Below are 25,719 nucleotides of genomic sequence, written 5' to 3'. Positions count from 1 at the left end.
CCGAAGAGGTGGATGCTGCGTTCTCGCGCATCCTGGGTGCGGTGGAAAACACCACGCGCTCGATCAACGAGATTCGCACAGCGACCGAGCAGCAAGAACACTCCACCCAGGACGTGGCCAAGCTGCTGGAGGACTTGCAGGGCAGCGGCAGCCAGCGCAAGGTGGCCTGAACGGGACCATGCAAGACTTGACAGACCTCGCACCCCCTACCCCGATTGCGGCGTTGCGGCACGTGCACGTGCATGTGCGCGTGGGAAGGTGTGACATCGCCATCCCCATTGGCCAGGTGCGGCAGGCCCTGCCATTGCCGGCACAGGGACTGACCCTGCTGCCGCGCCGCACTGGGGGGCTGATCGGAATCGCCGACGTGGCCGGTACGGCGGTGCCGATCGTCGCGCTGGAGCGCTGGGTTCCGCTGGAGGTCGACAGCGGCGCTGCGGTCGTGCAACGACTGCTGGTGCTGCAGCATGCGGGCGGGCTGATCGGCATCCAGGTCGACGCCGTGCTGGGCGTCAAGACGGTGGGCCTCGGGTGCCATCCGAAAGGTGCACCATGAGCCGGATGACACCGAGCTGTTCGAGTCGATAGTCCCGGCGTCCGCGAGCGCCCCTGCCCTGTGCATTCTGGAAGTGGCGCGCCTGATGCGGCTTGGACAGATCTGGTGCGAGCAAGCTCAACTGGCCCCGACCGCCCCGGTGACCGCTGACGCGACGCCAGCCCGGACGCCCACCCAGACGCCCGAGCAAGACAGCAAAACACAGCGTTTTGCGGTCTTTCGAATAGGTCAGGAGCGATGGGCGGTGCCTGTGAGCGCGGTGGAGCGTGTGGTGCCGGTGCCCGCCACCGAACTGGCACTGGGGCCCAATGAACGCAGCTGGGCCATTGGTCAGTGGCAAGGCCGCAAGCTGGCTCTGGTGGACATCAGCGAGGGCCGGCAAGCAAGTGACCGGCAGGCAGCGCCGTGGATGGTCCTCCTGGGCCATGGCCAGCTCCTGCTCGGACTGACCGTATCGGAGTGCCTGCAGTTTGTGGACTTGCCGCAGCTTGCAATTGCAGGCATGCCCCATGACGACATCCTGGCGGGTGTCGCCTTGTCGCAAGATGGCACCAGGCAGCAGGTCCTTGATGTAGCCAAGCTCTTTGCAGTGACGCCCGAAGCAGCCATCAGTCGGCATGGCCCAGCCCCCTCCGAGCCCCAGGATGACAGCTTGCAGTCCGATGCGACCGAACCTGTTCCCTACCTGGTGTTCGAAGCGGGCCAGCGCTATGCATCGCCAGTGCAGGGGATTTTGGGGAGTGGTGGAGCTATCGCCCTAGACCAGGCAGGACTTGCGCTCAGGGCAGTCGGCCTTTCTGGCTTGGCGTGGGCAGACCCTTCGTCTCGTCAACCTGCCCGCCATCGCCAAGTCTGCGGCGCAGACTGAGTCCTTGCAGGCAGTGATCGTGCAGGCGCCCGCGAGCATGGACCCACCCATTGCCATCGCCGTGCACAGCCTGACCGACTGGTTGCCCGCACACAGCGCACGTCGCAGCGGCATGCGCATGGGCGCACTCGGAGAGTTCGGGCTCATCAACGCAAAAGGCTCTGTCGACCATGCGAACCTGGTGGTGGTCGACCTGGCCCAGATGGCGCACATGCTGGGGTGAGCCAGCGGATTCGACCTTGCCCCCACCATTGAACACAACGCAGGATTCACGATGACACCCGCACCCACACCCGACGACGAAGCCGATCGCCTGGCGGCCCTGCGCGAACTTTTGCTGCTCGACACGCCCCCGGAGGAACGCTACGACCGGCTTGCCCGCTTCGCGGCCGAACAGCTGGACATGCCCATCGCCCTGCTGACGCTGGTGGATGGCCAACGCCAGTGGTTCAAGTCGCGCATCGGCCTTGAGGCGGCGCAAACCCCCCCGCGACATTTCCTTTTTGCGGGCATGCAATCATGAAGCCCGAGCTGTTCATCATCGAGGACGCCAGCGCCGACCCGCGATTTGCCGACAACCCTCTCGTCACAGGCGCGCCCCACATCCGGTTCTACGCAGGAGCCCCGCTCAGTGCCCCGAGCGGACACCACATTGGCACGCTGTGCGTTATCGACACAGTGCCGCGCAAGTTGGGCGCGGTGGAGCTGTCGATCCTGGATGCGCTGCGCCGCCTGGTGAACGAAACCCTGGCCGGAAAAGAGGGTGAGGAATGACAACGCTGCCCCGGGTTTTGCTGGTAGAGCCCCAGTTCGTTCTGCGACGCACCATTGCCATCGTGGCCCGTGATCTCGGCATGGTGGACTTCCACGAAGCGAGCAATGTGGCCCGCGCTCGCACGCTTCTGGCGACGGGCACGTACGAAGCTTTGGTACTGGATCTTGAGGAGGGGCCGCAGGCTTTTGATCTGCTCGGCGACATCCGGCAGGGCAAATCCGGGCTGCCTCGTGATCTGAGGATCATTGTGCTGGCAGCCGATCTGCCCCCCATCGAGGGCCTCGCGGCTGCAGGAATTTGGAGTTCGTAGCGTGATGAAGAAACCCGTGCGCATCACCGATCTTCTCAACGCCGTGGTGGAGCCGACAACATCGCAAAGGCCAGGAGGCTGTCGGACTTGGAAATCGTCGGCTGCAAATCGGCCGCAGCGGTCCATTTTTCACCGTCTTTTTGCCCCATAGCCTGGCTATGGGCTGCAAATCCGGCAAAAACTGTCCTCGCTGAGGCCGATTTTCGCTTTTGACGCTCCAAGTCCGACAGCCTCCTGGACGGTTGAAGGCGAATCCGTATCAATCGTGGCGCAGCAGGTCACCGAACACGGTGGCCTCACCCTCCTTGCGGTCGTCCCCGGGCGCGTCGTACAGCACAAGCCAGCTCGGCTTTTCGCCCCGCCAGCCCTGGCGGCAGGTCGCAGATCGCCTCGGCGCGATTGGTGCCGTGCCCGTGCGGCAGCGAGACCGATTCGGTCAGGCCCGCCTCGAAGCGTGCCGGCTCCCGGTTGGCGGCCAGCAATGGGCGCGCTGCAGGCCATTTGAAGACGCGGATGTCGCCGTTCAGCACCATCGTCGGGCCGGCCAGTATGTAGAGGTCGTCGCCGGAAAAATGCAGGTCTCGCACCCCCAGCCCGTCCAGCTGAAGAAAGTGCTTGCGCAGCAGGATGCCGGTGGCGTCCAGCGGCACCAAGCGCAGCTGGTCCCCGCGCGCCTCGACTTCGATCTCGATCAGCGCCGACCAGCCGCGCAGCACCGGGCCGCGCAGGCCAAGCAGCAGCCGGCGCCCGTCCACCGCCAGGCCTTCGATGTCCAAACCATTGTCCTTGCCCGGGATCGCCATGTAGGGGCCGAAATGGGGGTCGTCGGCCAGCGCGCGGGTCAGCAGGTTGCTTTGCGCATCGCCCTTGAGCCGCAGGGCCCGCCGGCCGTCCTGGGCCTCTCGAACCAGGCACGGCTCGCCATTGGCGTCAGGCTCGATGGGCAGGCATGCCAGCAGGCGGCGGTTGCCATCGAGCGCCACTTTCGCCAGGCGCTTGGCGTTGTCGGCATGGTCCCGGTCGGGCTTGGCGTTCTTGCGCTTCAAGCCATGCGAGCCCACCACCCACAGATAGCCATCGGCCACCGCCATGCCTTCCAGGTCGGCCTCCTCGCCGGCCGCGCCGGGCAAGTCCAGCAGGTCGTCCAGCTTGAAGTCGCGCACCTCGCCAAAGCGCAAGGCTTCCTGGCCCACGGGGTCGAGCCGGCGCAGCCGGTCCAGGCCGCAGGCTTCATCGCCTGCCACCCAGAGCCAGTCGCCGGTGAAAGCCGCACCCGACAGATTGCTTTGAACAAGGGAGTCGGGCGCAAATTCCAGGCGAACAGCGTTCGCGCTTCGGGTGTTGGGCATGGTGGGTTCTCCGTGAAAGGCGTTGTTGCAAAGGCCACAGCCTGCAGCACCAGCATACAGCGGCCATCCCACCTCGAAGTGAGCGGCCCAAGTTGTCCCTGGATCTCAGCAACACCCCGTACCTGGGCGGGTAGAAAGAATAGAGGCTCGGCCAGCGCCCTACCCTACCGCCCCTGCATCACGCCGCGCAGGCGCCCATCAATGAATCACTCACCGAACCACCGGCGCATCAGGCAGCTCGTTGGCGTAAGCCATACCGGCGCCCAGCCTGGGGAAATGCGCCGCCTGCCTGGCAGACACGGCATCCACCGCCTGCGCCAGGCCTTCTTCGTAGCGGCCTTCACGCAGGTGCACCGCCAGTTGGGACACCAGCGCCTGCCACTCGCCCGGCGCCACGCTGCGGGCCAGGCCGCGGTCGGCGACGATCTCGATGGCGTGCTCGGGCACCAGCAGGTAGATGAGCACGCCGTTGTTGTGCTGGAAGTCCCACACGCGCAGCTTGCTGAACAGCATGAGGGGGCGCGTTCGCGGGCGGTGGCCTCGCGGTGCAGGTAGCTCCAGGGCAGCGCGCCTTCGGCGCAGATGCGGATCTGGCCGGTGTGCAGCTGCTCGCTGGCCGCCACGCGCGCCGACAGGCGTGCCAGCGTCGTCGGGCAAGGCCCGGCGCACATCGCCCTCTTGCCAGCGGTGCACGGCCAGGCGCCGCAGCGCGCGCAAGGACCGGGAAAGAGACAGGGACAGGGCCATGGCTACCACCCTCCGGAGGCACCGCCCCCGCCAAAGTTGCCACCGCCGCCCGCGCTGAAGCCGCCGCCAGAACCACCGCGCGAGCCACCGCCTCCTCCAAGGCCGCCCAGGCCTCCCAGCCCCCCGAGCCCACCGCCCCAGGGGTTGTTGCCAGAGCCGCCCTGGCGCATGGTGGTGCGCCGGCCCGCGCCAGCCAACAGCGTGAACAGCAGGCCCGCCACACCGGCCAGCCCCGCCAGCAGCACGCTGGACGTGAGCACAAAAGCGCCCAGCCCCGCCGCAGCGCCCGTGGCGACCGAACCGAAGGCGCTGCCGAGCACCGAGCGCGCAATCGGCCCGCCGATCAGCACGCCCATCACCAACACAATGGCAGCCTCACCCGCAGCCGGGAAGCCCGACCTCTGATGCCTTGGCCCGGCGCGGGCTGCGACCGGCTGGTGCAGCAGACGGCTCGGGCAGCGGCTCGCGCGCAATCAGGGCGCCCAGTTGCGTGGCCGCAGCCTGCAGACCGCCGGCAAAGTCACCTGCACGAAAGCGCGGCTGCAAGGTGCCGTCGATGATGCGCGCCGCCGATATGTCGGGGATGGCGCCTTCGAGCGCCTTGGCCACTTCGATGCGCATCTTGCGGTCGTCCTTGGCGACCAGCACCAGCACGCCGTCGCCCACATCGCGGCGCCCGATCTTCCACTGGTTGGCCACGCGGTTGGCATAGGCGGCAATGTCCTCGGGCGCGGTGGTGGGCACCATCAGCACCACCACCTGGCTGCCCTGGCTGGTCTGCAGGGCGGCCAGCTGCGCTTCAAGCGCCTCGTGCTGCGCAGCGCTGAGCGTGCCCGTGCCATCCACCACATGGCCGGTGAGGGCCGGCACCGGCTGCACGGGCGCCTGGGCCCAGGCGCAGAGCGAGCCGAGCAGCAAGGTGGCGGCAACGGCGAGGTGGCGCCACCAGGGCTTGGCGTGCGGCATGGGCCCGCCGCTCACGGCTTTTGGGGGGTGGGCGAGAAGTCCACCGTGGGCGGGGTCGAGATCTGGGCCTCGTTGGGCACGGCCATCGGCGGCTTGGGGTCATAGCTGAACACCTTGGCCGTGATGTTGGTCGGAAAGCTGCGCGCCAGGGTGTTGTACTGCTGCACGGTATCGATGTAGCGGTTGCGCGCCACGGCGATGCGGTTCTCGGTGCCCTCCAGCGTCACGCGCAGGTCGCGAAAGCCCTGGTTCGCCTGCAGCGTGGGGTAGCGCTCGGACACCGCGATCAAGCGCGACAGCGCGCTCGACAGCTCGCCCTGCGCCGCCTGGAACTTGCGCATGGCCTCGGGGTCGTTGAGGGTCTCGGGCGTCACCTGGATGGCGGTGGCCTGGGCACGCGCCTGCACCACGCGGGTCAGCGTCTCCTGCTCGAAATTGGCCTCGCCCTTCACGCTGGCCACGATGTTGGGCACCAGCTCCGCGCGGCGCTGGTACTGGTTGAGCACCTCGCTCCATGCGGCCTTGGACTGCTCGTCCAGGCGCTGAAAGTCGTTGTAACCGCAGCCCGTGAGTGCGAGGGCGCCTGCAAAGGCAAGAAGGAGTGTGGGTGAAGCGTTGGATCATGTTCGTAGGCCGTGGGCAAGACAGCGCCCGGCGGCGAATCGAACATAGGCCATTCTCACGCGGCGATGTGTAGGAGCGGGGCTATTCCCAGGTGCTGCAGCTGCTGCGTATTTCGGAGCTCCTGGACAGCCGGTTCGGCACCGTGGTCACAGTGTTCGACACCACGCTCAGACGTCTGCAGATCGCCTGCCCCCTCGCTGAGGAACAGTTGGGACGGTCGGCTAGACTTCGGCTATCGGCCGAGGCTGTGTGAAAACGCGCCATACACCTGCGCAGCTACGACATATCGAGCAGGATTGCCAGACAGGGCATAGAAAGCGGCAAGCGCCCTGGCAAGCACCGCCGGGTAGTGGAGAGAACCCATGCCTGGTTTGCTGGCTTTGGAAAGCTCCGCATTCGCTTTGGGCGGCAACTGGACATCCACCAGGCTCCGCTGTAATTGGCCGCAGCCATAATCTGCTCGCGGTTTTTTGAGAGGGCGTGTTAATCACACTAAACCAGGAAAGACCGAGGAACCCGAAGAAGCGTCTGCGGTTTGCACCAAACGTGGGGGGCGAGTGTTTGGCGCGGCAAGCCCTGAACAAGGAAACCTAAGAGAAGACTCACAGAGCCCCTCTTTGGTTTTCGATGTGCCCCGGCACCCAGTAACTATTGAATGCTGGGCAAACGAATGCTCAAGAATTCAGTTTCGTAATTGCAGCTTTCTTCCCAATAGCCCTCGCATGCCTTTGCGTAGATTGGTTGTGTGGCAAAGTCCACGATGTAGTCAGATATTACATCCGTAGATGCGCTCGGAAAAACAGACTTAAGCAACGCATAAACACCTGCAACATGTGGAGTTGCCATCGACGTTCCCGCTACTGTTGTCACCGCATCTTTCCCTAGTGAATAGGCTAATGCCGAAGTAACACCGACGTTATGATCCTCGCCTCCCGGGGCAAAGAAAATGTATTCGTTCGGAAACTTGGTCGGCTTAGCGCGGTTTGATCTGGTTGCAACGGTCAAGCCAATTCCATCGTTCCTCACAGAGCCAACTTTAATAACACCATATACGCTTGCAGGTTCGTTCATGCCTGACGTGTATCCGTCGTTGCCCATGGCTGCAATGGTTGCTATACCTTTGCCTCGAAGGTTTGCGACATTTGCCATGAAGGTACTTGTACCGTCCTCATACACCGAAGGAACAAGCTGTTTATAACGACCCATGCTGAAATTAAGCGTAAGAGGCTGTATTCCTGGTTGGTTAAAAGCTCCAGTGAGTTGGTCCATGATCGCAATGATGTCCGCAGGGAACGCCCAAAGTCCGTCTCCTTTCGAAAGGACATTGAATGCGGCGATGGTTGCCTCAGGTGAAATGCCATTATACGGCACCGTACCAGACTTTCCAGCTGCGATGCCCGCGATATGAGTACCATGGTTGCATCCGTGATTCACGATGTCGAAGTCTGGATCGTGAGGAACCAATAGGCAATCTGCTTTGGAAATTGGCGCGCCTGAGCCGGGTGTATTAAATGGGCTATCGCCGTTGCCAGTTAGATTCTTGTCAATACAACTTGATACCCAATCTGTAAAATTCCAGTACGTATCACTCTGATAGCACCCCTCGTAGATCACTTTGCTTGCCCCACTTACTCCATTTTGAAGCAGCATCTTATGATCCTTCTCCACCCCGGAATCTATGACCGCCACCATTTGCCCTGCTCCCTTCCTGCCCAATGCCCAATGAAAGGGCACATTCATGCTTACGGTGGAGGTTGAGAGGCTAGGCGCGTACATCGGTTTATTTGCGAGTATTCCCTGAAAGCGCTTATCTTCCGACTTCAGCAGTCGATCGAAATTCGCTTGATCCAAGGTTATATATGCTGCTCCCGAGTTCTCGAATATTTGAGGTCTGCCAATGGTGGTGTAAGAGCTCAGTATTTCGTCAAGCATTTTTTTGTTCGATCTTCCACGTGCTGTCACGGAATTCGGTGAAAGTGCCCCGCCTGCAAAAGGATTGCGCAGTTGAACTATCACCCCTACTTTGCCTGAGCGGGAAATCTCTGCTGTGGCGTCTTTATCAATATAGCGCGGTGTCGAATCAATGTATGCGGCCGGTTTAATTGCCCTAACAGATTCGTGGCTTGCAAGATCCGCCAAACCAAGCTCATCGGCTACTACCGTAATTCGCCCGTTCGTTTCAAGCTTGGACGTATCCACGATAGAAACGGTTTTTGCGAGATTCTTTGCGCCAGGCGCATCCAACGAGATTCCAAGCTTTTCAAACAATGTGGCCGCGCTTGAGATAGCAGACGCTTTTTCGCTGCTCGAAAGCCGCAATTCGGCAGCACCGGTCTTTGGATCAATGTCAAAGCCAGCGCCATCGACATTCAAAAATACATCAACCTGTGCAGATCCTGTTTTTCTGAGCGTACTGTTAATGGTGGTCAAGCTCTTATCGATATCAGGAACCAATGTTTTATGATTCCATTCCGGTCCTGGGCGGACGGAAACCACGTTGGGGTTGCGAAGCAAGGCCTTCAACCCCTCTGCATTAACCCAGGCGTCCATTGCTCCAAGAGGACTTACACGAAGCCCTCCGGGCAGGATGTTTGCCCCCAGTTCAGCTATAACTTTGCTAGCTGCTTCCTGCGTTTGACGTTGGAATGATTCAGGTTGTTCCAGCGCTTTTGCCATAGTTGAGTTAACTAGAACAATATGGACTGGAACCTTTCCCTGAGCGCTCAGCCGCGCCTCAAGGCTTTCACGGTGCGAAACGCGAATATCAGCCGCATGCAATTTTGTCAATGAAAAAATTGCACATAAAGAAATGATAGTCAACGAACTTCTTTGCATAAATCTCACTCCCAAGAAGATAAGAAATTCAATGCTAGATGAAGTTGCTGTTTCCTCTAGACGTAATTTTGTTTCAAGATGAATTTATTGCCGGGGCGATGGCTAAATAAGCGGGGCAAGGCAAATACTGCCACGTAAACGAGCAAAGGAAAGAATACTTGATTTACGGTAACAAAATGCTGATGAGCAAGCCGCTCAACGACGCGACTAGCTCGCAAACGGCTTGATTCTGGTTGCCAGCCGTCCGCTATTAGCGTGGCTACAAAGGCGAAAATGTAGTAGCCATGTTCGCTACTTTGGCACAGTTTGACAAACTGGAGCACTACCGCCGGCGCAAAATCCCTCGGTCTTTCTGGATTCGAAGACGATGAAGCTATCCGCGAGTTGTCGTTTCGTAAATTCGCCGTTGATCACGTTGAAAACGCCCGTACCTTTGCATCCTGATGAACTCTGAGTCCATCCGCCGGGCACTGAAAACCCCCCACTGGTTTGAGGGCCACACCATCCGAATTGGACGCTTTCAAGTCCACCTGACGGCTTAGGAAGCTGGAGATATGCTAGAAGTCGCTCATCGGACAGCTTTGCTTCCACCCTCACCGGGCATGACTCGGACTCCTGACCGATACATGCGATGGACAACTCGGCGGCGGCCCCCAGGAGAGGTGAGCTGAACGCAAACGCCACAAGAAAATGTTTCATACGTACCTCCATCCTCGAAGTATCCGCCAACGCAACCGTTGGCTCCGTGCTGAACAGCAACGAGTTGTTAAAGACGAGCATGTGCGCCCTAGCTAGAGCTCCCATTCTGCACATAGGCCTAAGTTCAAGCTGGGGCCCCTGCTTGCCGTCGCTGCAAGCTCCAGGGAACTTGGTACCTAAAGTGGCGCGGATGCCCCCCACCCAATTGGGTGAGAAGTTTCCACGACAGTCCTGGTCAAGCGCCTGCTCCAAATGCCCTCTCAAGACGCAGTGCACGACCAGCAGCAATCGGCGCATTCGCCGCTGGGAGCACGAAGAGGTACTGGAGCGCGTGCAGCAACGACTGGACAGCAACCCCGAGGCGATGACATTGCGCAGATCAACAGTGGAGCATGTCTTCGGCACGCTCAAGCACTGGATGGGCTCGACGCACTTCCTGATGAAGACCCTCAAGCACGTGGGCACCGAGATGAGCCTGCATGTGCTGGCCTACAACCTCAAGCGGGTGATGGGCGTGATGGGTATCGCGCAGATGATGCAGGCGATGCGGATGGCGAAGGCGTGAGGCCTTTGTTGGCTTTTTACAGGCCGAGAAAGGCTTCAGGAAGGCGTCAAAAGGCTCCAGGTGCTCCTGAAACGGCTCTACGGCAGCGCTGGTGGAAAATGCGGCTCAGTGCGGCGGGACGGGGCTGGGCCGTATGCTCGTTGAGTGTTTCCACACAACCTCGGCCAGAAGCCGACATTGAAGCTGAATCACGGGCGAGGAGATGTTCGATTTTCCAAGTTACTACGTTTGCACAGGCTGCAAGACGCGATTTCATTTCGAGTTTCCGCTCCCCGTCTACTACTTCGGCGCAGCACCGCTTGGTACCCAATTGCTTGACACTGAGGGTGCTTCCAGTTCCGGTTCGGCCAGGGTGGTGCAAGACCTGCAACAAACTTTGTGTGGTGGAAGACATCCAGCCTTTGCGTGCTTTCGAAGCTTCGTACGGTGCAGTTCGCGCTGGGAAAGCTGTGGAGTATCCAGAGGACACTTTGAATTTCGACTCGTCTCAAGCAGCGGACAGAATTGCGGCTTTTTCTGGAGATGGCGCATGAGCCGTTTTTCTCAACCGCGGGTGCGTTGTGTTGCGGTGGAGATAGCTACCAGTTCCTGGATGTAGAGCTACCACTGCTTAGTGCATGCGGAATGGCGACTTCGGCGTAGTCGAAGCAGCATTCTTTTATCTTGGCGCCTATTGCGGCCCGGGTCCCGGTGTCTACAGCCCCGCCAACATCCCCGTCCTTGATGGCGAAGGTGAACTTATCGGAAGGCTGACCACCCGCGCTCGTGGGTCCAGCCTTTGGAATGTTGTATGTCATGGTCCAATGAAATAGGACACCTCGATAGGGGCCCATAGACCCCAGAGGAAATGATGAACATGAAAGACAACAAAAGAGAGCGCCGAGTGTTTGACGCAGCATTCAAGCTGCAAGTGGTCAAGATGATCCGAGAGCAGGACTTGAGCGTAGGCCAGGTGTGCAAGGATCTGGACCTGGTGGACAGTGCGGTGCGCCGCTGGCTTGCGCAGTACGACGAAGAGGCGGCAGGGCGCCCAGGCATTGGCAAGCCACTGACGGCCGAGCAGCAACGCATTCGGCAATTGGAATCTCAAGTCAGGCAGCTGCAGTCGGACAATGAATTGCTAAAAAAAGCGTCGGCCTTCTTCGCCCGGGAAATGAAATGATTCAGAACCTGATGAGTGCACAAGCACAGGCGCAGAAGGCCACGGTAAGCCAATGGTGCAAGGTTATGGGCATTAGCCGCTCGGGCTGGTACGCGGCGCGCACGCGCCACCACGAAGTCGTCAGTGAGCACGCTCAGCCTTTTAGGCCAAAGCAGCATTCCATGCCAGTGGGTGCAGCTACGGCAGTCGCCGCCTGAGTGCACAGCTGAAGTTGCAAGGCTGGGCTGTTGGGCGCCACAAAGCACGAACATTGATGGCTGCCAACGGGCTGCGAGCACGCTGGCGGCGCAAGTTCACGCACACCACCGACAGCCGCCATGGCTTGCCCGTTGCAGACAACGTACTGGAGCGCCAGTTCAAACCCGACAGGCCCAACCAGGCGTGGGCCAGCGACATCACCTACGTTCGCACACGCAGTGGCTGGCTCTACCTGGCCGTGGTGCTGGATCTGTTCTCTCGCAAGGTGGTGGGCTGGGCCATGGCCCCGAGCATGCCAGCGCAACTGGTGTGTGAGGCGCTGCGCATGGCCATTGCAAGCCGCCGTCCCCAGCCGGGCTTGCTGGTGCATTCCGACCGAGGCAGCCAGTACGCCAGCCAACTGCACATGGGGCTGCTGCAGCGCCACGGGCTGGTGAGCAGCATGAGCCGCAAGGGCAACTGCTGGGACAACGCAGTGATGGAGCGATTCTTCCTGAATCTGAAGATGGAGCGTCTGTGGCAGCGTGACTATGCAAACCATGCCGAGGCCAAGGCGGACATCGCGGATTACATCGTGGGCTTCTACAACCCCACCAGGCTGCACTCCACGCTGGGATACCAGTCACCCAACAACTACGAGCTGCAGCAGGAGGCGGCAGCTCACTGAACTTGAACATCCCCTATCGGAATGTCCGAAAAAACTTGACCAGGACAGTACCTGCAGAGTACGAGGCGAGACAGTCAGACTGAAAGTCCGCTTCCGAGAACAACGAACTTCCCCTTCGGGCCCAAAGCGGTCTTAGCGTCAAGCCGGGAGCAGACGTCCAGCGCAGGCAACTATGGGCGCTACTCAACCGTGCTTGCGCCCCCAAAAAGCACATGCCATTTAGCGGTGAGATACGCGTTCGCTTCAGATAGCTGCGAAATTCGACGCATCACCGCCTAGTCGAGCGTGTCCTCACTTCGTGCCCGCAGGATTGGCGGCCCGGGACCGTTCAAGGTGGTTTTTTAGGTAAGACTCGACGCTATAGCTTCCTATCCCGTACGTCGTCGGATGGAATTTCGCGACCACAATCACGCCGTCCAGCATGCTCAAATGCTTGCTCCAGCTCTCATTGCTCGCTGATGCCTGCTGGCTTAAGCACTCTGCACTCCCCTGGCGCTGCGCTGGGCACCTCAGGTCAACCACGGTATTTTCAGTGACCGCTGGATTGAGGTGGGACGAGGCCCACGCAAGCCTGAAATTCAGGTTGTCGAAAGGGAACCTCTAAAAACCTCCCCGCCTGATGCCACCGCAGCCAACGCGACAATCACCGCATGAGCAAACCCAAAGCGCAAGCGCGCAGCGCCATCAAGCTGGACCTCTTCGCCGATGCCGCGCGCAAGCACAAGATCGAGACCTTGGGCGATCCCCTGCAGGTCATTGCCCGGCACATTGACTTTGACGAGCTGGCGCGGGTCATTGATCAACTGCTGCCCCGAGGGGATGCCGCCAAGGGTGGACGTCCGCCGTATCCCACTGCGGTCATGGTGCGCATTCTGATCCTGAAGTATCTCTACAAGCTCAGCGACGAGCAGATGGAATACCAACTGCTTGACCGCATGAGCTACCAGCGCTTTTGCTTGCTGGCCGATAGCGCCAACGTCCCAGATCGCAACACCATCTGGCATTACCAGCAGCGCCTGGGCGTTGATGGCGTGGCGGCCCTGTTCCAGGCAGTGGACGGCCAACTGCTGCAGCGCGGCTACCTGGCGCGGTGCGGGCAGATCATCGATGCCACCCTGGTGCCTGCACCCATCCAGCACTTCACAAAACAAGACAAAGAGCAGTTGGATCAGGGCAAGATCCCCAGCGACTGGAACGAGGCCAAGCGCAGGCAAAAAGACCTGGACGCCACCCATACCAAGAAGCACGGCAAGGGCTACCACGGCTACAAGCTGAGCATCAGCGTGGATGTGCGCCACAAGTTCATTCGCAAGATCACCACCGGCACAGCCAGCGAGCACGACAGCACGCACTTTGATGAAGTGCTCGATGAGCACAACACCAGCTGCGATGTCTATGCCGACCGTGGCTACCCCAGCGAACAGCGCAGCGAGATGTTCAAGGTCTTGGGCTATCGCGGAGCACATCCAGCGCAAGAGCCAAGCCGGTCAAACCCCTGAGCGAATGCCAGAAAGGGCGCAACAAAAGCGCATTGCCAAAACCCGAGCCCGGGTGGAGCACCCCTTTGCCCAGATGCGCCACATGGGCGGCAAGCTCATCCGCACCATTGGCCAGGCGCGCGCCACGGTGGCCATGACCCTGATGGCGGTTTTCTACAACCTCAAGCGTCTGGCCAAGTTCGTGGACGACGGGGTGGATGCGTTCTACAAGGAAAAGTGCATGCCATCAAAGACCGAGGTGCGCCTGCAAGGGGCCAATGGGTGAGAAATGGGGCAGGAAATGCCAAAAAAAGGCGGCAATTGCTCAAAAAATGAGCTAATCCGAAGCGCTCAAGCCGCATGCGCCTGTGACTGGCTGAAAACAGCGGTTTTTAGAGGCTCCCTTGAGTATTAGGTAGGTATTTTGTCGTACTCCCCTTAATGAAATCTGGCATGAAGTAAATTTGAATTTGTTTTTGCCGTATATACCTCTGCAATGCGATCAGCCGGCAAAAATTGGATTGCATTGAGAATGGTTGCCTTTGAAGGGATGCTGCGTTCTGTCATTTTTATTTGGTTACTTGTGGGAATATAATCGTCTTTTCGGATTTGCGATTTTCTATAGATCTTAAAATATTCCTTGAAGCTTCTTTGTTGGCTTTTTGTTCCTGTCCCTTTTCTAGCATTTCAGCAATGGAGTGCTCAAGTCCCGATTGGTGCATGCAGATAGCATGGTGGAAAAGCACCATGCAAAAAACTGCTTCAGGATCTTCAGAAAATCCCATGGCAGCAGAATTACCGTTGTTACTCCAGCGACTTGCAGCACGTATCATCGCTCTTGCGCCAGAGGTGACCGGCGCGAGGCGGCTGACTAAGATTCCCTCTTTTGTTTCTGATAGCTTTGTAACTTCTTGCGGCTTACATTTTCTATGCCAGTTGGATGAGCTTCCTGGTTCCGCTCTATCGTCTGGAGCACAGTGCAACTGAGCATTGATATTTAGTGCCGTATCCATCATTACCGCCGCGAACTCAGGGTCCCCAAGCTCAGCAGCTTCCTTAGCTGCTTCAAGATAATACTTTCGGGTTGCCGCCTTTTCTCAACGGGAATGTATCTAGGCCAGGAATACGGTAGCGACTGAGGGTCAATCACTCCTAAGATAGCCGATCCTTTTACCCAACGCTGCTTTAGCTTCCTTTATGATCCTTATCAGATCGCCAAATCCAGCCACTTTTGACGCTGGTCGGGTGTTAGCAAGCTCTCCTTTCCGATAACAAATAGTATTCTTGCTAAATAGTAATAGTAGTCGGCCTCGCCCTCTAGAGGCGATCCAAAATACGCCCGCCTGTGGATTTCTTTTTAGCATATTCTCATACTCAATAACTCCCATGGGTGGCAAATCTTTTAGCCGCATCCATTCTTTGTCGCAAATGGTTGGAGCTCCGCCTAGCATGGCATCATCATGGGATAATAAGTGTCCACTGATGAAGAATATAAGGCACAGTATCTTTTTTTCATGGTGACATTTCTTTACAAATTGAATGACTGGCAAATAGATGTTGGATGCTGTCAATAGTCATCACAACTCTCAATTTTCACTCCCAAGATCGGTTTTCCATCTTTGACTCACCGGATTTACGTTATGCTGCAATCGATTCGTGAAGAAAAAGCTCCGCTTCCCCAGCACGCTGCCGTTCTGCTTCGAGCGGGCAGCGTTGTAAAGTATCCGAGCTCCCGGGGGCTTGCAGACTCTTCCATCCTTTCATTCATTGGGGGACCTCTCAAAACCCTTGAATATTCACATTTCGGTGTTGTAAGTCATTGATTTGTATGAGGCGCAAAATGCGGCGGGCAGGGTTTTGAGAGGTGCCCATTGGTTTAGCTGAATGCGATGCTAGCTGTCTTCAGTAGAAGCCTGGCGGCTACGCGCATCACCTAAACGGGTGAATTTGCATCCAAATGCTTCAGCCGCTGAAGTCCAACTCTACCCCTTTGCGTGGGCACGAGCACGATGCTCTGGTCTTCCGGCTTCATCTTAAGATTCACAGGTTCGCCTAAGTTGGTCTCGGGCAATTGTTCCTTTTGAGGAATTTTTAAGCGTTAGTCCATGCGTTAGGGAAGGTCTGCACAAAGCAGTGCGCGACAAGATAGCAAGTTGATTTGAGCCAAGACAGGCTACCAGGGCTCAGATCCACAGGTCCTGGCCGTCGTTCGGCCCGTAGCGGGCTTTGATTTGCGGGCAATCGCGCCGCATTTGCCCTTTTCAGGCGCACTCATGCCTGCCCACCCATCAGTTTGCTGCGCACCATCCACAGGTTGGACAGCGCAAACAGCGTGAACAGTTGGGCCGTGTTCTTCTTGAGCCCACGGTAGCGCACCTTGACATGGCCGACTGGCGCTTGATCACCCTGAAGGGGTGCTCCACCTTGGCCCTGATGCTGGCCTTCACCCGCTCCAGTTCGTCGATCAGAACGTCCAGCGGATCGTCTTCTTGAGCGCTGCGCGCTTGCCCGGGCGCATGGCCACGTGCCAGCGCACATCGGCCTTGGCATCGGGCCTCTTGGCTGCCCCTTGGTAGCCCGCATCACCGAAGGCATCGATCTCCTGGCCATGCAGCAGGCTGGCGGCTTCCACCACATCGTTGACGTTGCCTGCCGTGCCACGCACGGTATGCACCAGCCCTGAGTCGGCATCCACGCCAATGTGGGCCTTCATGCCGAAGTACCACTGGTTGCCCTTCTTGGTCTGGTGCATCTCCGGGTCGCGCGCATGGTCTGGGTTCTTGGTGGAGCTGGGCGCAGCAATCAGCGTGGCATCGACCACCGTACCCGCGCGCAACAACAGGCCCTTGGCCTCCAGCAGTTCGTTGATGGTTGCCAGGATCTGGGGCGCCAGCTTGTGCTTCTCCAGCAGGTGGCGGAACCGCAGGATGGTGCTCTCATCGGGCAGGCGGTCATCCCAGCCACCCAGGCCTGCAAACTCCCGAAACAGCGGCACGTCGTGCAGGGCCTCTTCCATCGCCGGATCGCTCAGGGTGAACCACTGCTGCATGAAGTGGATGCGCAGCATGGTCTCCGATGGCAAACGGCGGCCTTCCCCCGCCGGCCTTCAGGGCATGTAGGGGGCAATCAACGCGACAAGATCACCCCAAGGAACCACGCGTTCCATCTCGCCCAGGAACTCGCGCTTGCGCGTGCGTTTGCTGGACGACCCCAATCCCAGGCTTTGCTGCTTCATGCCGGTATCGTCTCAGCAGGTGGGGTTGGTGGCAAGCACAGGTTGCCTTGATTTATGCAGACCTTCCCTAGCCGGTGACTCCAGCGCCCTGAATCACCCAAGAGGGCGACCGGACAAAGCTGCACAGATGCTTACGTCCGCGATCTGGAAATGACCACGAGCGCCGAACTGAGTCCAGCTCCGGCCGTTCCAGCTGTCCAGCTCCGTTCGTCCCCACTGTCCAGCAGCGACCGAAATACGCAGCTGCCAAGGTCTGCACAGGCGCCACCTGCCCATGCAAGGCGGGCGGCGCCCTGGGGTGTCTGCCTCAGGCCGGGATGCCAGCGCCCGCAGCGCGCTCGATCTGCGCTTGCAGCGGCGCCAGGAAGCCCTCCATCGTCTGCTCCCGCAGATCGACGGCCTTGGCACCGCCGCCGGCCACCACGGTCACGTCCTCGATGCCGATGACGCCCAGGATGAGCCGCAGATACTGCGTGGCGATGTCGCGATCGCGGATGGGCGACCCCTCGGTGTACACGCCGCCCGAGGCCATCAGCAGGGTCGCCTTCTTGCCTTTGACCAGGCCCTTGCCGTCCAGGCCGAGTGTCGCGCCCTTGCGCACGATATGGTCCACCCAGGCCTTGAGCGACGCGGGGACGTTGTAGTTGTAGACCGGGGTCGAGATGACCAGGTGCCCGGCCGCGAGCACCTCGGCGACCATCTCGTCCGACAGCCGCAGTTCGTCCCGCATCGCCTGCGATTGGTTCGCGGGCGGCGTGAAGTAGGCATGCAGCCAGGGCGCCGTGACGAACGGGGGCGCGCCATCGGCATCGGCCAGGTCGCGGTGCACGACATGGCCACCCGGATGGGCGGTGCGCCAGGCCGCAAGAAAGCGCTGGGTCATCTGGCGCGAGACGGACTGGGCGCCGCGCGGGCTGGTCTCAACAACGAGGAGTCGGGTCATGGAGGTTTCTTTCCTTCTTTCTTTCGGGGTGGCTGGTGGGCCCGGCAAGCACGCCGGGCGGGGCCGCCAATGGCGTCGTGAAGGGACTTTAGGCGCCACCTTGCTTCTGCGGAAGCGATGAAAATGTGATAATTTTCATCTGCTTTGGAGATGGATATTGGATATGAACGGATGATTGGTAGCCTCACCCTCGACCAGTTGCGCGTGCTGGTGGCCATTGCCGACACCGGCAGTTTTTCGGCCGCCGGGCGCAGGCTCAGGCGTGTGCAGTCGGCGGTGAGCCAGACGGTGGCCAACCTGGAGCAGCTGCAGGGCGTCGCGCTGTTCGACCGCCAGGGCCACCGGCCCCAGTTGACCGAGGTGGGCCGTGTGCTGGTGGACCAGGCGCGGCTCGTGCTGGCCAGTGCCTCGCGCTTCGAGGCGGTGGCGGCCAGCACCCGGGCGGGGGTGGAGCCGCAGTTGGCCATCGCCATCGACCCGCTGGTGCCCACCGCCCCGCTGATCGACAGCCTGCGCGCGCTGAGCCAGGCCTTCCCCGACCTGCCGGTGCACTTTTCGACCGAAGGGCTGGGCGGGTCGCTGCGGCGGCTGCGCAGCGACTCGGCGGCCATGGCGCTGTGCCTGCTGCTGCCGGGCGTACCCGAGGACATTGCCGCCTACCCGTTGCTGCGCACCCCCCTGCGCGCGGTGGCCGCACCGGGCCATCCGCTGGCCGCGCTGGGCCGCCCGGCCACGCAGGGCGACCTGGCGCCGCACGTCCAATTGGTGCTGTCGGACCCGGCCGATCCGGACGGCCCCAACTACGGCGTGGCGGGCACCCGGCTATGGCGTTTCGCCGATCTGGGCCGCCGCATGGACTTCCTCCTGGCGGGGTTCGGCTGGTGCCGCATGCCCGAGCACTTGGTGGCAACGGCCATCGCCTCGGGGGCACTCGTCGCCATCGAGATCCACGACGACCCGACGCCACCCGAAGGGCTGACCATCTACGCCGCCCACCGGCGTGACCGCGCGCTCGGCGTGGCCGGGCGCTGGCTGCTCGACGACCTGCGCCGCAGACTGGTCCACTGAAATCAACGCCACCACCACCGCCGGCGCGCCTTGGCCCGAAGCTCTACGCAACCTCCCGCACAGTGAAACGCTGCCCCCGCGGCATTGCCATGAAAACACGCGACGCCACCTGCTTTGCAATGAACCGCATCGGCTGGAACTGCTGCGCCAGTTCACTTTGAATCCTGGCGGGTCATCGTCATGGCAGGCAGTCTCAAGAAGACAGAATCCCCGCCAAATCGGGCCCTGCCGACTTGGACAATCGAATCCTCACACGCTGAAGGCCTCGTGGCGCGATGCCGAAGCTCGCCGCAAAGCTGCGACTCAGATGAGCGCTGTCAGAAAAACCCGATGCATACGCCGCCGCAGTCAGAGTGGCTCCCTCGGCGAGACACCGAAGGGCTTTTTGGAGTCTGAGCCACCGTACATAGGGTCGAAAAGGCAAACCATGCACCTGCGTGAACCAGTGAAGAAAGCGCCCCTCGGACAATCCAAGTACCTGCGCAGCGTCGCACGCGCGCAGTGGTTGGTCGAGCTTTGCGCTGAGCCATTCGGCCAGCGTTTGTTCGCGTGCTCCTGCTGAAAGTGGATCGTTGGAATCGGCTGCTTTGACGTGAATCCATTGCTGCAGGCGAGTTTCCAGTTGCTGCACTTGCACTGGATCCAACTCGCAAACGTTTCCGCCTGAAATCGCACGCCAGCCACGCGCAATCGGCATCGCTGGATCGAGGAACAACAGCCGAACCGGTTCGGCGGATTGCATGCAGTGAGACGCACCTGCGTCCACCACATGGCCCATGCCTCGTACCTTGTAGTCTCCGGCACTCAATTCAAAAGCAGTGGACGGTGACCAGGCGATCTGAATCAGATGATGGCTGTGCGGCCTGTTTTGCTGAACAGGCCCTATATAGGTACCCCAGCCACGGCCGAGGCACAGCAAGGGCACGCCGGCCTGCTCTGGGCCCTTGACGTTGTCGCCAGCATCAGCGAATTCTCCTGGGGGGTGAACGGGCATGCCCTGGGGATCGTGGGCGGCGGTAGCCGGTTTGTTCAAGACGCGGGCGGGTTGCACTGATTCAATCCTTCCTCATGACTGACATTCATCATGCCCCAGCAGTGCCCAGGTTCAGGTCAGCACGGCTGGCCTATCGGCATGAAATTGCGATGATGAAATCCGCCTTGCTGGCCTGCGATGAGAAGGCTGCTTTGCGGCATGTGGTTCGCGCCCACATCCTGGGCCAACGTTACCTCATCCCCCATTTGACCAGCCATGCCTGGATGATGCGCATGGCATGGAAGCGGGGGGACACAGTCGATGCAATGGGACAACTTCGACGGCTTCTGTTCACCTTCCCCGCATGGCTCATAGGCTGGGTTCCGGTCGGCAATCCGGGACTGACCAGTGTGAGCCCGCTTCGTCCGGTACCCATGTCGCAAGACTTGGCGGTCTACTTTGTGAACGACAGCATCTGGCGACACGTACTTCTAAGGCTGGGGCTACTGGCCCTCGCCGCGCTTCTGAATTTCTCCTCCACTCTTTAGCAGGCCGCGCGCCGTGCCGTCCACATCGGCTTTGACTGCCCCTATGTCTAAAAGCCAAAACTTGGTGCGAATTTTGCATAGAGTGTTTGAACACTTCACTGTAACATTTCGGATTACTGCCTAGCATGCACGAGCTATTACCAACACCCATATCTCTCGCGGTGTGCTATGAAGATTTATAAACTCGTTATTTTTAACTCCAGCCGCAGCAAAGCCGCCTTTTGGGATACCCCGACCAGCTTTGAAAGAATTGCTGACGTTATCGAGCGCCTTCAGAAGCATGAGAGCGGCGCAAGCCCTGTAATCAACCGATTTTTTGAACGACTTGAACAAGTCGAAGCCACTGGCGTACGTTTCATTTGCGGAAATGCCGATCTCAGCATGGAGGCTGTGAAGTTTTATGCCGAGAGCGTGGACGATTTCAGTTTGTACAAGATTTTGGTGCCGCTGGTGCGGCAGCTTGGATTGACGCTGGTTAACCCCGGTGAGAACTGGATGGTTCAGCATGATCGCATTGTGGGTTGTCGCATATTCCCAGCCTCTATGCGAAGCACCTTTGAAGCTTACGATCCTGAGCTTTGGGCGTCATTTACCGACAAGGCTGTGATTAAGAAATTTGTCTCAAGTGGCTTAGAAAACCTGTTGGCACCCTTGAGTTTCGCACTGAAAAAATCTGAGGAACACGAGGTTGCATTTGAACGTAGTAGCTCGCAAGCACATTTCCAGTGCGCATTCAATTTCGCAGGACGCTCACATTCTCAGTGGTTTTCGCTTGTGTTCCGTGTCAGATTAAAACCCATCATGGACTACCATTCGTTGGCATTCCAGAGAAACTACCCCGAAATTTCAAAGACTGAGGCATCGCTGTCTCTCGGTCTTAAATCACTTAGATGGCATGTTGAACCTGCTTGGCATGCAGAATCTTCAGATGCATTGGAGTCGTGTCGCAATATCGAAGAGGCACGCTGGATGCTCGATGACTTTGAGCGATTGATTATTCCCATCATCAATCAATGTGCACATTTGCGTGGTTTGTACGACTTGTATTGTGATCCAGACATTGCCAGCCGATGCTACGAAAGTCTGCATGTTCAATCCACCTCAACCTACCGCGCAATGCAAATCGCTTGGCAACTGGGACCAGAGGAGTTGGAACGTGCGGCTGAACTGGTGCGTGAGAGGTCTCGAAAAGAAGAACCCCTTCCAAGGGTCAAATTGCAAGACATTGACAAAGAGATTCTTCGCCTCAAGCAATATCTCATCCCGACAAGCGACCAAGATTTTTTGATCTGCCAAGAACAATCTTAGTAGCAATCTCGACCCATGAACTGAAAATATGGAAAAGTTAGCAAATCCTTCTGTCATATGCCCAAAATGCAAATATCGCAGAAAAGCAGTTGAAGACGCACCAGATTATGAATGCCCTGAATGCGGCGTGATCTATTCAAAATACGTAGCGAAAACGCCCACCAAACCAACTTCAAACTACGTCAAGAAAAATGATGATTCTTTCCACATATTTCTCTATAAGATAATTTTCTGCCTTTCCATCGGAATAGTCGCGGAGCCAGCATTTCCAGTTCGATCTCTACTGGGATTGGGCAGGCTCCTTGGGTTTGAAATGGATTTGTTTGGGAATTTTGTGTTTAGAGTTATCTTGCTTGCGATAATTTTTGGCTTTTTTGTGTTTAAAACAGGCCTGCACCAGAAGCTTCCAACAGGCAAGCTGCCTTCGCTGATGCTTGTGGCATCAACCGTATGTGCTCTGTATATCAACTACGACAATAGCGGCATGGCATCCCCGTATTTTTATCTAGCCGTGACAAAGACGCTGATAGCAGCTTGGAACGTAATTTCAATAGGGTATGTTTTCAAGCTTTTGGCTGAACGTCGAACAGGTGGAAAAGCATGAGAAGTTTTTGCTTGGGTCTTTATGTTTTGTTGATTTATTTCGTGCAGGCAGCATCAAAAGAACACATGCCTTTTGGCTCTGATTTGACATGGATAAATGTCATCATAGCGATATTCATGGTGATTGCTTTTGTTATCCCGTCGAATTTAAGTGAAAAAATCCGACCAGAAACAAAAGGCACTTTCATAATTACCATCGGAGTCGTGTTTAATACTTTGGCGTTTGCATTGAGTTCCACCCCCTCTCTGTCCATGATGGCTTCTGGGGGAACCACAGAAAAAATAATCACTAGTTTGATTGTTTTGCTAATGTATGTGGCGCCATTTTTGATTTTTCTGAAAACTATCGGAAATCTTTTGATTGTTATCGGCTTGATCAAGTTTTTTGCCACTATTGGGCCAGAGAAATCAAGTCGTCATTCTAGTCTTGCGCGGGACTAGCGATATAGATCCATGATCTACAAAAATTGATGCACTTTCATTTGATTTCTTTTATTGACCTAGGGAAGGTCTGCATAAATCGATTTTTCGCTCATACGCGCGCTGTAAGTCGTTGATTTGACTGAGGGGCGCCATGCTGAAATTGATTTATGCAGAGGATCCCTAGAAGACATTAATACTGAAGAAATATAGATTGATAGCTGAGGTAACTATGGATCGCAGAACCCTTATGACTACACTGATCGCCGCAGGCGCGGCTTCTGCCGCCCCCTGGGCAAGCGCTCAGCCCAAGGACAAAGAAAATCGCCCTCGCCTGCAGCGTTTGCGGCCAGGAGCCAAGCAGCGACTGATCCGCGAAAAAGACGATCCGCCACTATTGTGGGCATGGAGCATGAACGCCGTGCTGAACGAAAGAAATGGCGTTAGCAACGATATTTATGCAGGCCGAGAAAAATCACCTCGACTCTATGAGGAATCTAGGGACGTGCTGCGGGAATGGTGGGGTGTCCATAACCGCGAAGACGCCCTGAAAACCATTGATAACCTGAACAACATGATGATGGGGCAGGCCAATTTTGAGAAAAACTGGGTTCCGCTGCTTGATAAATCCGAGGCCGAAGTGCGCAGCTTGCTGGACGATGAACTCTGGGTGTTTGGCCGCATGGTGCTGGATAACCGTGAGTTCTTGCGAGTGCATGGTGTCAAGGGCTGGGATTTGACCCGTGCCCAAGGCGTAATCTCCTTTGCCTGGTTGGCAGACTGGATCACGTTGCCGGAGGCTCGCGAGCTGGCTCTCACTGCTGCCCAGCGTGCACAGCAAGAATTCAATGGCTGGAGCAGCCTGGGCTTGAGTTACCTGCTGGGATTTGCCGCGTGGAAACCAGAGGTGCAAGCCATCCGGGAACGGCAGAGCAGTGTGCAAAACCTTGTCCACAGTCCCGACAGCGTGTGGTCGCGTCGCCCATGGCGAACACCCCTGGCCGGCCTTGCCGGTCGAGCGGATTTTGAGGTTGCACGAACCGATCATTCGGCTCTGTCATCCGGACGTGGAATTTCTTGATTTAAAGGGTAACGCATGTTGCGTGTATTGGCTGGTGGGCTATTTTTATTAATCTCGACAGTCGCTGCTGTCAAATATTCTGGTGGGGAAAAGAAATTATTTGAACCCGCTGCAGGAACGATATGGACGGAAGCCACGACCGGGATGCAATTTGTGTGGGTGCCAAGTGGTTGCTTCAACATGGGATCTGACAAGGGCCGGGATAATGAAAAACCAGTACATAATGTTTGCTTGAAAGGCTTTTATCTCGGCAAATATGAAGTAACGCAAGCCGAGTATGAAAAGATTGTTGGAAAAAATCCATGCGCGGTGGCGTGCAATAATTATTTGGGACCTGATCGTGCGGTAGTCAACCTTTATCGCGAAGATGCCGAAATTTTGGCTGAAAAATTTGGAGCGTTGACTGCGAATCGATTCAGGCTGCCGAGTGAATCTGAGTGGGAGTATGCTTGTCTGGCAGGTGGCCAGCACAAGGAGTATTGCGGTGACGATCGATTTCTCAATAATTTGGGCTGGATAGGGGGTTACACATACGGACCAAAGCCTGTTGGCGGCAAAAAACCCAACGCTTGGGGGCTGTTCGACATGATGGGCAATGCCAATGAGTACGTGCAGGATTGTTGGCATGGGAACTACGTCGGCGCACCCAACGATGGGAGTGCCTGGATTGACGGCGGCTACTGTCATGCTCGGCTATTCAGGGGGGGCGCGACCCGGTCGCACGATAGCACTTATGCCAAATTTCGCATGCAGATCGAGAAAGATATGGATCCCGCCATGTTTATGGACATGGGTGTTCGGCTGGTCAAGATGCCTTGAATCAATATAGCCGCCAGTCGATAATACAAGAGTTCAAATGATTAACAATCCACTCCAGGCTCGACATATCAATCGGCTTTATTTTCGAGCATCGCTCATACTCCTTGTGCTTGGTCTTGCAGCTTGCAAACCATCTGGACCAAAACAGCTGAAGCTGCCGGAAGTGACAAACAGCATTGGAGTCACTATGGTCTCTTTGCCCGGAGGCACGTTCATTATGGGTGATGATGCGGAGTCGGCCAAGAAAAAAGGACGGCCTGCAATACCGGCACATGCAGTTGATATACCCTCCTTTCAGATGGCCAAGACGGAAGTCACTGTCTTTCAATACAAGAAATTTCTTACCTCAATTGGACGGGAAGGCGAAAAGAAGCTAAATGACACTGGCTTTCTAAAACATAACAGTGTTAGTGATGATGCTCCGGTACGGTATATTGATGGCCAGGAGATAGACGATTTTATCGAATGGCTAAATCGTGTTGATGGGCCGGGGTATCGCTTGCCTACAGAGTCCGAGTGGGAGTACGCCTGCCGAGCGGGCAATAGCACGGATATGTATTGCGGTGGAAATGATATTGATTCGATGGGCTGGCACAGGGAGAACAGCGGACAGAAGATCCAACCCGTTGCGAAGAAAAGGCCCAACGCTTTCGGGCTCTACGACATGTCGGGCAATGCAGAAGAATGGACGGCGGACTGCTGGCACCAAACGTATGAGGGTGCGCCAACTGATGGCAGCGCACGGGAGAAGGGTCCAAAAGATAGTGCACAGGGGAGAGGGCTCAACAGGTGCAAATTCATCGTTGTACGCGGTGGTTCGGTCGAGCAGTGGCGTAACCGCGCAACAGCAACATACCGCGACTCTAGATTCCCTAGGGCGTTGCATTCTGAAACAGGATTTCGCCTCGCGCGAACGAACTGA

The 25,719-nt window shown here is 57.8% G+C and carries 26 protein-coding genes and 5 pseudogenes; 20 read left to right on the top strand and 11 right to left on the bottom strand.

Annotated features, from left to right (window positions below):
• Positions 1 to 8: 8 nt before the first annotated feature.
• The 7 genes from U5N23_RS09985 (at position 9) to U5N23_RS09955 (ending at position 2,509) form a co-directional block, all read left to right on the top strand.
• Entirely contained in the window at positions 9 to 170 is a 162-nt protein-coding gene (locus U5N23_RS09985; RefSeq protein WP_322592652.1) for a hypothetical protein, read from the top strand.
• Between the two features lie 8 nt (positions 171 to 178).
• The gene (locus tag U5N23_RS09980; RefSeq protein WP_322592651.1) at positions 179 to 556 is read left to right on the top strand and encodes a chemotaxis protein CheW; all 378 of its coding nucleotides are present in this window, start codon (positions 179 to 181) and stop codon (positions 554 to 556) included.
• A gap of 139 nt (positions 557 to 695) precedes the next feature.
• Positions 696 to 1,424, top strand: coding sequence for a chemotaxis protein CheW (locus tag U5N23_RS09975; protein ID WP_322592650.1), 729 nt, complete (start codon positions 696 to 698; stop codon positions 1,422 to 1,424).
• Positions 1,425 to 1,461: 37 nt separating this feature from the next.
• Positions 1,462 to 1,647 (top strand): hypothetical protein, encoded by a 186-nt coding sequence (locus U5N23_RS09970; RefSeq protein WP_322592649.1) that lies wholly within the window; start codon positions 1,462 to 1,464, stop codon positions 1,645 to 1,647.
• A 51-nt stretch (positions 1,648 to 1,698) separates the two neighbouring features.
• Positions 1,699 to 1,947: a hypothetical protein gene (locus tag U5N23_RS09965; protein ID WP_322592648.1), complete on the top strand. Its 249-nt coding sequence runs from the start codon at positions 1,699 to 1,701 to the stop codon at positions 1,945 to 1,947.
• The gene (locus U5N23_RS09960) at positions 1,944 to 2,198 is read left to right on the top strand and encodes a GAF domain-containing protein (RefSeq protein WP_322592647.1); all 255 of its coding nucleotides are present in this window, start codon (positions 1,944 to 1,946) and stop codon (positions 2,196 to 2,198) included. The genes U5N23_RS09965 and U5N23_RS09960 overlap by 4 nt, the downstream gene beginning before the upstream one ends.
• The gene (locus tag U5N23_RS09955; protein ID WP_322592646.1) at positions 2,195 to 2,509 is read left to right on the top strand and encodes a response regulator; all 315 of its coding nucleotides are present in this window, start codon (positions 2,195 to 2,197) and stop codon (positions 2,507 to 2,509) included. The genes U5N23_RS09960 and U5N23_RS09955 overlap by 4 nt, the downstream gene beginning before the upstream one ends.
• A 296-nt stretch (positions 2,510 to 2,805) precedes the next feature.
• Here U5N23_RS09955 and U5N23_RS09950 read toward each other — a convergent pair whose 3' ends face one another.
• From U5N23_RS09950 to U5N23_RS09930, 5 genes and pseudogenes are all read right to left on the bottom strand, one after another.
• On the bottom strand, positions 2,806 to 3,858 hold the full coding sequence (locus U5N23_RS09950) for a DUF3616 domain-containing protein (protein ID WP_322592645.1): 1,053 nt from the start codon (positions 3,856 to 3,858) through the stop codon (positions 2,806 to 2,808).
• 210 nt (positions 3,859 to 4,068) lie between these two features.
• Positions 4,069 to 4,605, bottom strand: a pseudogene (locus U5N23_RS09945) (TPM domain-containing protein).
• Between the two features lie 2 nt (positions 4,606 to 4,607).
• On the bottom strand, positions 4,608 to 4,961 hold the full coding sequence (locus U5N23_RS09940; protein ID WP_322592644.1) for a hypothetical protein: 354 nt from the start codon (positions 4,959 to 4,961) through the stop codon (positions 4,608 to 4,610).
• A 19-nt stretch (positions 4,962 to 4,980) separates the two neighbouring features.
• Complete coding sequence (locus U5N23_RS09935) at positions 4,981 to 5,571, bottom strand: TPM domain-containing protein (protein ID WP_322592643.1); 591 nt, start codon at positions 5,569 to 5,571, stop codon at positions 4,981 to 4,983.
• Positions 5,572 to 5,582: 11 nt separating this feature from the next.
• Positions 5,583 to 6,110 carry a LemA family protein gene (locus U5N23_RS09930; protein WP_322592760.1) on the bottom strand — a complete coding sequence of 176 codons (528 nt, stop codon included), beginning with the start codon at positions 6,108 to 6,110 and terminating at the stop codon, positions 5,583 to 5,585.
• Positions 6,111 to 6,460: 350 nt separating this feature from the next.
• On the opposite strand from U5N23_RS09930, the pseudogene U5N23_RS09925 reads away from it, so the two are divergent.
• Positions 6,461 to 6,634: pseudogene (locus U5N23_RS09925) on the top strand (IS5/IS1182 family transposase); the annotation flags it as partial.
• Between the two features lie 209 nt (positions 6,635 to 6,843).
• Here U5N23_RS09925 and U5N23_RS09920 read toward each other — a convergent pair.
• Positions 6,844 to 9,015 carry a S8/S53 family peptidase gene (locus U5N23_RS09920; RefSeq protein ID WP_322592642.1) on the bottom strand — a complete coding sequence of 724 codons (2,172 nt, stop codon included), beginning with the start codon at positions 9,013 to 9,015 and terminating at the stop codon, positions 6,844 to 6,846.
• A 946-nt stretch (positions 9,016 to 9,961) separates the two neighbouring features.
• On the opposite strand from U5N23_RS09920, the pseudogene U5N23_RS09915 reads away from it, so the two are divergent.
• The 4 genes and pseudogenes from U5N23_RS09915 to U5N23_RS33105 all read left to right on the top strand — a co-directional run.
• Positions 9,962 to 10,294 (top strand): annotated as a pseudogene (locus tag U5N23_RS09915) (transposase); the annotation flags it as partial.
• A gap of 847 nt (positions 10,295 to 11,141) precedes the next feature.
• Positions 11,142 to 12,321, top strand: a pseudogene (locus U5N23_RS09910) (IS3 family transposase).
• A gap of 650 nt (positions 12,322 to 12,971) precedes the next feature.
• Positions 12,972 to 13,820: an IS5 family transposase gene (locus U5N23_RS09905; RefSeq protein ID WP_416208590.1), complete on the top strand. Its 849-nt coding sequence runs from the start codon at positions 12,972 to 12,974 to the stop codon at positions 13,818 to 13,820.
• Complete coding sequence (locus U5N23_RS33105) at positions 13,711 to 14,085, top strand: transposase (protein ID WP_416208595.1); 375 nt, start codon at positions 13,711 to 13,713, stop codon at positions 14,083 to 14,085. Before U5N23_RS09905 ends, U5N23_RS33105 begins: the two co-directional genes overlap by 110 nt.
• 283 nt (positions 14,086 to 14,368) lie before the next feature.
• On the opposite strand, the gene U5N23_RS09900 is transcribed toward U5N23_RS33105, so the two are convergent.
• From U5N23_RS09900 to U5N23_RS09885, 4 genes and pseudogenes are all read right to left on the bottom strand, one after another.
• Entirely contained in the window at positions 14,369 to 14,815 is a 447-nt protein-coding gene (locus U5N23_RS09900; RefSeq protein ID WP_322592641.1) for a hypothetical protein, read from the bottom strand.
• A gap of 126 nt (positions 14,816 to 14,941) precedes the next feature.
• The gene (locus U5N23_RS09895; protein WP_322592640.1) at positions 14,942 to 15,370 is read right to left on the bottom strand and encodes a hypothetical protein; all 429 of its coding nucleotides are present in this window, start codon (positions 15,368 to 15,370) and stop codon (positions 14,942 to 14,944) included.
• Positions 15,371 to 16,070: 700 nt separating this feature from the next.
• Positions 16,071 to 17,034 (bottom strand): annotated as a pseudogene (locus U5N23_RS09890) (IS5 family transposase).
• A gap of 307 nt (positions 17,035 to 17,341) precedes the next feature.
• The gene (locus tag U5N23_RS09885; protein ID WP_322592639.1) at positions 17,342 to 17,977 is read right to left on the bottom strand and encodes an FMN-dependent NADH-azoreductase; all 636 of its coding nucleotides are present in this window, start codon (positions 17,975 to 17,977) and stop codon (positions 17,342 to 17,344) included.
• 171 nt (positions 17,978 to 18,148) lie between these two features.
• Here U5N23_RS09885 and U5N23_RS09880 point away from each other — a divergent pair, with 171 nt between their 5' ends.
• The gene (locus U5N23_RS09880) at positions 18,149 to 19,045 is read left to right on the top strand and encodes a LysR family transcriptional regulator (protein WP_322592638.1); all 897 of its coding nucleotides are present in this window, start codon (positions 18,149 to 18,151) and stop codon (positions 19,043 to 19,045) included.
• 193 nt (positions 19,046 to 19,238) lie between these two features.
• On the opposite strand, the gene U5N23_RS09875 is transcribed toward U5N23_RS09880, so the two are convergent.
• Positions 19,239 to 20,039, bottom strand: coding sequence for a helix-turn-helix domain-containing protein (locus U5N23_RS09875; protein ID WP_322592637.1), 801 nt, complete (start codon positions 20,037 to 20,039; stop codon positions 19,239 to 19,241).
• A gap of 74 nt (positions 20,040 to 20,113) precedes the next feature.
• On the opposite strand from U5N23_RS09875, the gene U5N23_RS09870 reads away from it, so the two are divergent.
• The 7 genes from U5N23_RS09870 (at position 20,114) to U5N23_RS09840 (ending at position 25,719) form a co-directional block, all read left to right on the top strand.
• Positions 20,114 to 20,566 (top strand): DUF3703 domain-containing protein, encoded by a 453-nt coding sequence (locus U5N23_RS09870; RefSeq protein WP_322592636.1) that lies wholly within the window; start codon positions 20,114 to 20,116, stop codon positions 20,564 to 20,566.
• 168 nt (positions 20,567 to 20,734) lie between these two features.
• On the top strand, positions 20,735 to 21,874 hold the full coding sequence (locus U5N23_RS09865) for a hypothetical protein (protein WP_322592635.1): 1,140 nt from the start codon (positions 20,735 to 20,737) through the stop codon (positions 21,872 to 21,874).
• A 28-nt stretch (positions 21,875 to 21,902) separates the two neighbouring features.
• Positions 21,903 to 22,478, top strand: a complete 576-nt coding sequence (locus U5N23_RS09860) for a hypothetical protein (RefSeq protein WP_322592634.1) — start codon at positions 21,903 to 21,905, stop codon at positions 22,476 to 22,478.
• Complete coding sequence (locus U5N23_RS09855; RefSeq protein WP_322592633.1) at positions 22,475 to 22,918, top strand: hypothetical protein; 444 nt, start codon at positions 22,475 to 22,477, stop codon at positions 22,916 to 22,918. Before U5N23_RS09860 ends, U5N23_RS09855 begins: the two co-directional genes overlap by 4 nt.
• Before the next feature lie 229 nt (positions 22,919 to 23,147).
• Positions 23,148 to 23,978, top strand: coding sequence for a DUF1266 domain-containing protein (locus U5N23_RS09850; protein WP_322592632.1), 831 nt, complete (start codon positions 23,148 to 23,150; stop codon positions 23,976 to 23,978).
• 15 nt (positions 23,979 to 23,993) lie between these two features.
• Positions 23,994 to 24,797 carry a formylglycine-generating enzyme family protein gene (locus U5N23_RS09845; RefSeq protein WP_322592631.1) on the top strand — a complete coding sequence of 268 codons (804 nt, stop codon included), beginning with the start codon at positions 23,994 to 23,996 and terminating at the stop codon, positions 24,795 to 24,797.
• A gap of 37 nt (positions 24,798 to 24,834) precedes the next feature.
• On the top strand, positions 24,835 to 25,719 hold the full coding sequence (locus tag U5N23_RS09840; protein WP_322592630.1) for a formylglycine-generating enzyme family protein: 885 nt from the start codon (positions 24,835 to 24,837) through the stop codon (positions 25,717 to 25,719).

The organism is Acidovorax sp. (assembly GCF_034519795.1).
Classification (GTDB): domain Bacteria; phylum Pseudomonadota; class Gammaproteobacteria; order Burkholderiales; family Burkholderiaceae_C; genus Acidovorax.
This window is presented reverse-complemented; position numbering and strand designations above follow the sequence as displayed.

Excerpts from the sequence above, each read along its gene's own strand:
- U5N23_RS09955 (WP_322592646.1), top strand. The coding sequence starts at position 2,195 with ATGACAACGCTGCCCCGGGTTTTGCTGGTAGAGCCCCAGTTCGTTCTG.
- U5N23_RS09960 (WP_322592647.1), top strand. The coding sequence starts at position 1,944 with ATGAAGCCCGAGCTGTTCATCATCGAGGACGCCAGCGCCGACCCGCGA.
- U5N23_RS09880 (WP_322592638.1), top strand. The coding sequence starts at position 18,149 with ATGATTGGTAGCCTCACCCTCGACCAGTTGCGCGTGCTGGTGGCCATT.
- U5N23_RS09860 (WP_322592634.1), top strand. The coding sequence starts at position 21,903 with ATGGAAAAGTTAGCAAATCCTTCTGTCATATGCCCAAAATGCAAATAT.
- U5N23_RS09940 (WP_322592644.1), bottom strand. The coding sequence starts at position 4,961 with ATGGGCGTGCTGATCGGCGGGCCGATTGCGCGCTCGGTGCTCGGCAGC.
- U5N23_RS09865 (WP_322592635.1), top strand. The coding sequence starts at position 20,735 with ATGAAGATTTATAAACTCGTTATTTTTAACTCCAGCCGCAGCAAAGCC.
- U5N23_RS09970 (WP_322592649.1), top strand. The coding sequence starts at position 1,462 with ATGGACCCACCCATTGCCATCGCCGTGCACAGCCTGACCGACTGGTTG.
- U5N23_RS09870 (WP_322592636.1), top strand. The coding sequence starts at position 20,114 with ATGACTGACATTCATCATGCCCCAGCAGTGCCCAGGTTCAGGTCAGCA.
- U5N23_RS09935 (WP_322592643.1), bottom strand. The coding sequence starts at position 5,571 with ATGCCGCACGCCAAGCCCTGGTGGCGCCACCTCGCCGTTGCCGCCACC.
- U5N23_RS09875 (WP_322592637.1), bottom strand. The coding sequence starts at position 20,039 with ATGCCCGTTCACCCCCCAGGAGAATTCGCTGATGCTGGCGACAACGTC.
- U5N23_RS09850 (WP_322592632.1), top strand. The coding sequence starts at position 23,148 with ATGACTACACTGATCGCCGCAGGCGCGGCTTCTGCCGCCCCCTGGGCA.
- U5N23_RS33105 (WP_416208595.1), top strand. The coding sequence starts at position 13,711 with ATGTCTATGCCGACCGTGGCTACCCCAGCGAACAGCGCAGCGAGATGT.
- U5N23_RS09950 (WP_322592645.1), bottom strand. The coding sequence starts at position 3,858 with ATGCCCAACACCCGAAGCGCGAACGCTGTTCGCCTGGAATTTGCGCCC.
- U5N23_RS09905 (WP_416208590.1), top strand. The coding sequence starts at position 12,972 with ATGAGCAAACCCAAAGCGCAAGCGCGCAGCGCCATCAAGCTGGACCTC.
- U5N23_RS09840 (WP_322592630.1), top strand. The coding sequence starts at position 24,835 with ATGATTAACAATCCACTCCAGGCTCGACATATCAATCGGCTTTATTTT.
- U5N23_RS09885 (WP_322592639.1), bottom strand. The coding sequence starts at position 17,977 with ATGACCCGACTCCTCGTTGTTGAGACCAGCCCGCGCGGCGCCCAGTCC.
- U5N23_RS09965 (WP_322592648.1), top strand. The coding sequence starts at position 1,699 with ATGACACCCGCACCCACACCCGACGACGAAGCCGATCGCCTGGCGGCC.
- U5N23_RS09980 (WP_322592651.1), top strand. The coding sequence starts at position 179 with ATGCAAGACTTGACAGACCTCGCACCCCCTACCCCGATTGCGGCGTTG.
- U5N23_RS09900 (WP_322592641.1), bottom strand. The coding sequence starts at position 14,815 with ATGATGGATACGGCACTAAATATCAATGCTCAGTTGCACTGTGCTCCA.
- U5N23_RS09845 (WP_322592631.1), top strand. The coding sequence starts at position 23,994 with ATGTTGCGTGTATTGGCTGGTGGGCTATTTTTATTAATCTCGACAGTC.
- U5N23_RS09855 (WP_322592633.1), top strand. The coding sequence starts at position 22,475 with ATGAGAAGTTTTTGCTTGGGTCTTTATGTTTTGTTGATTTATTTCGTG.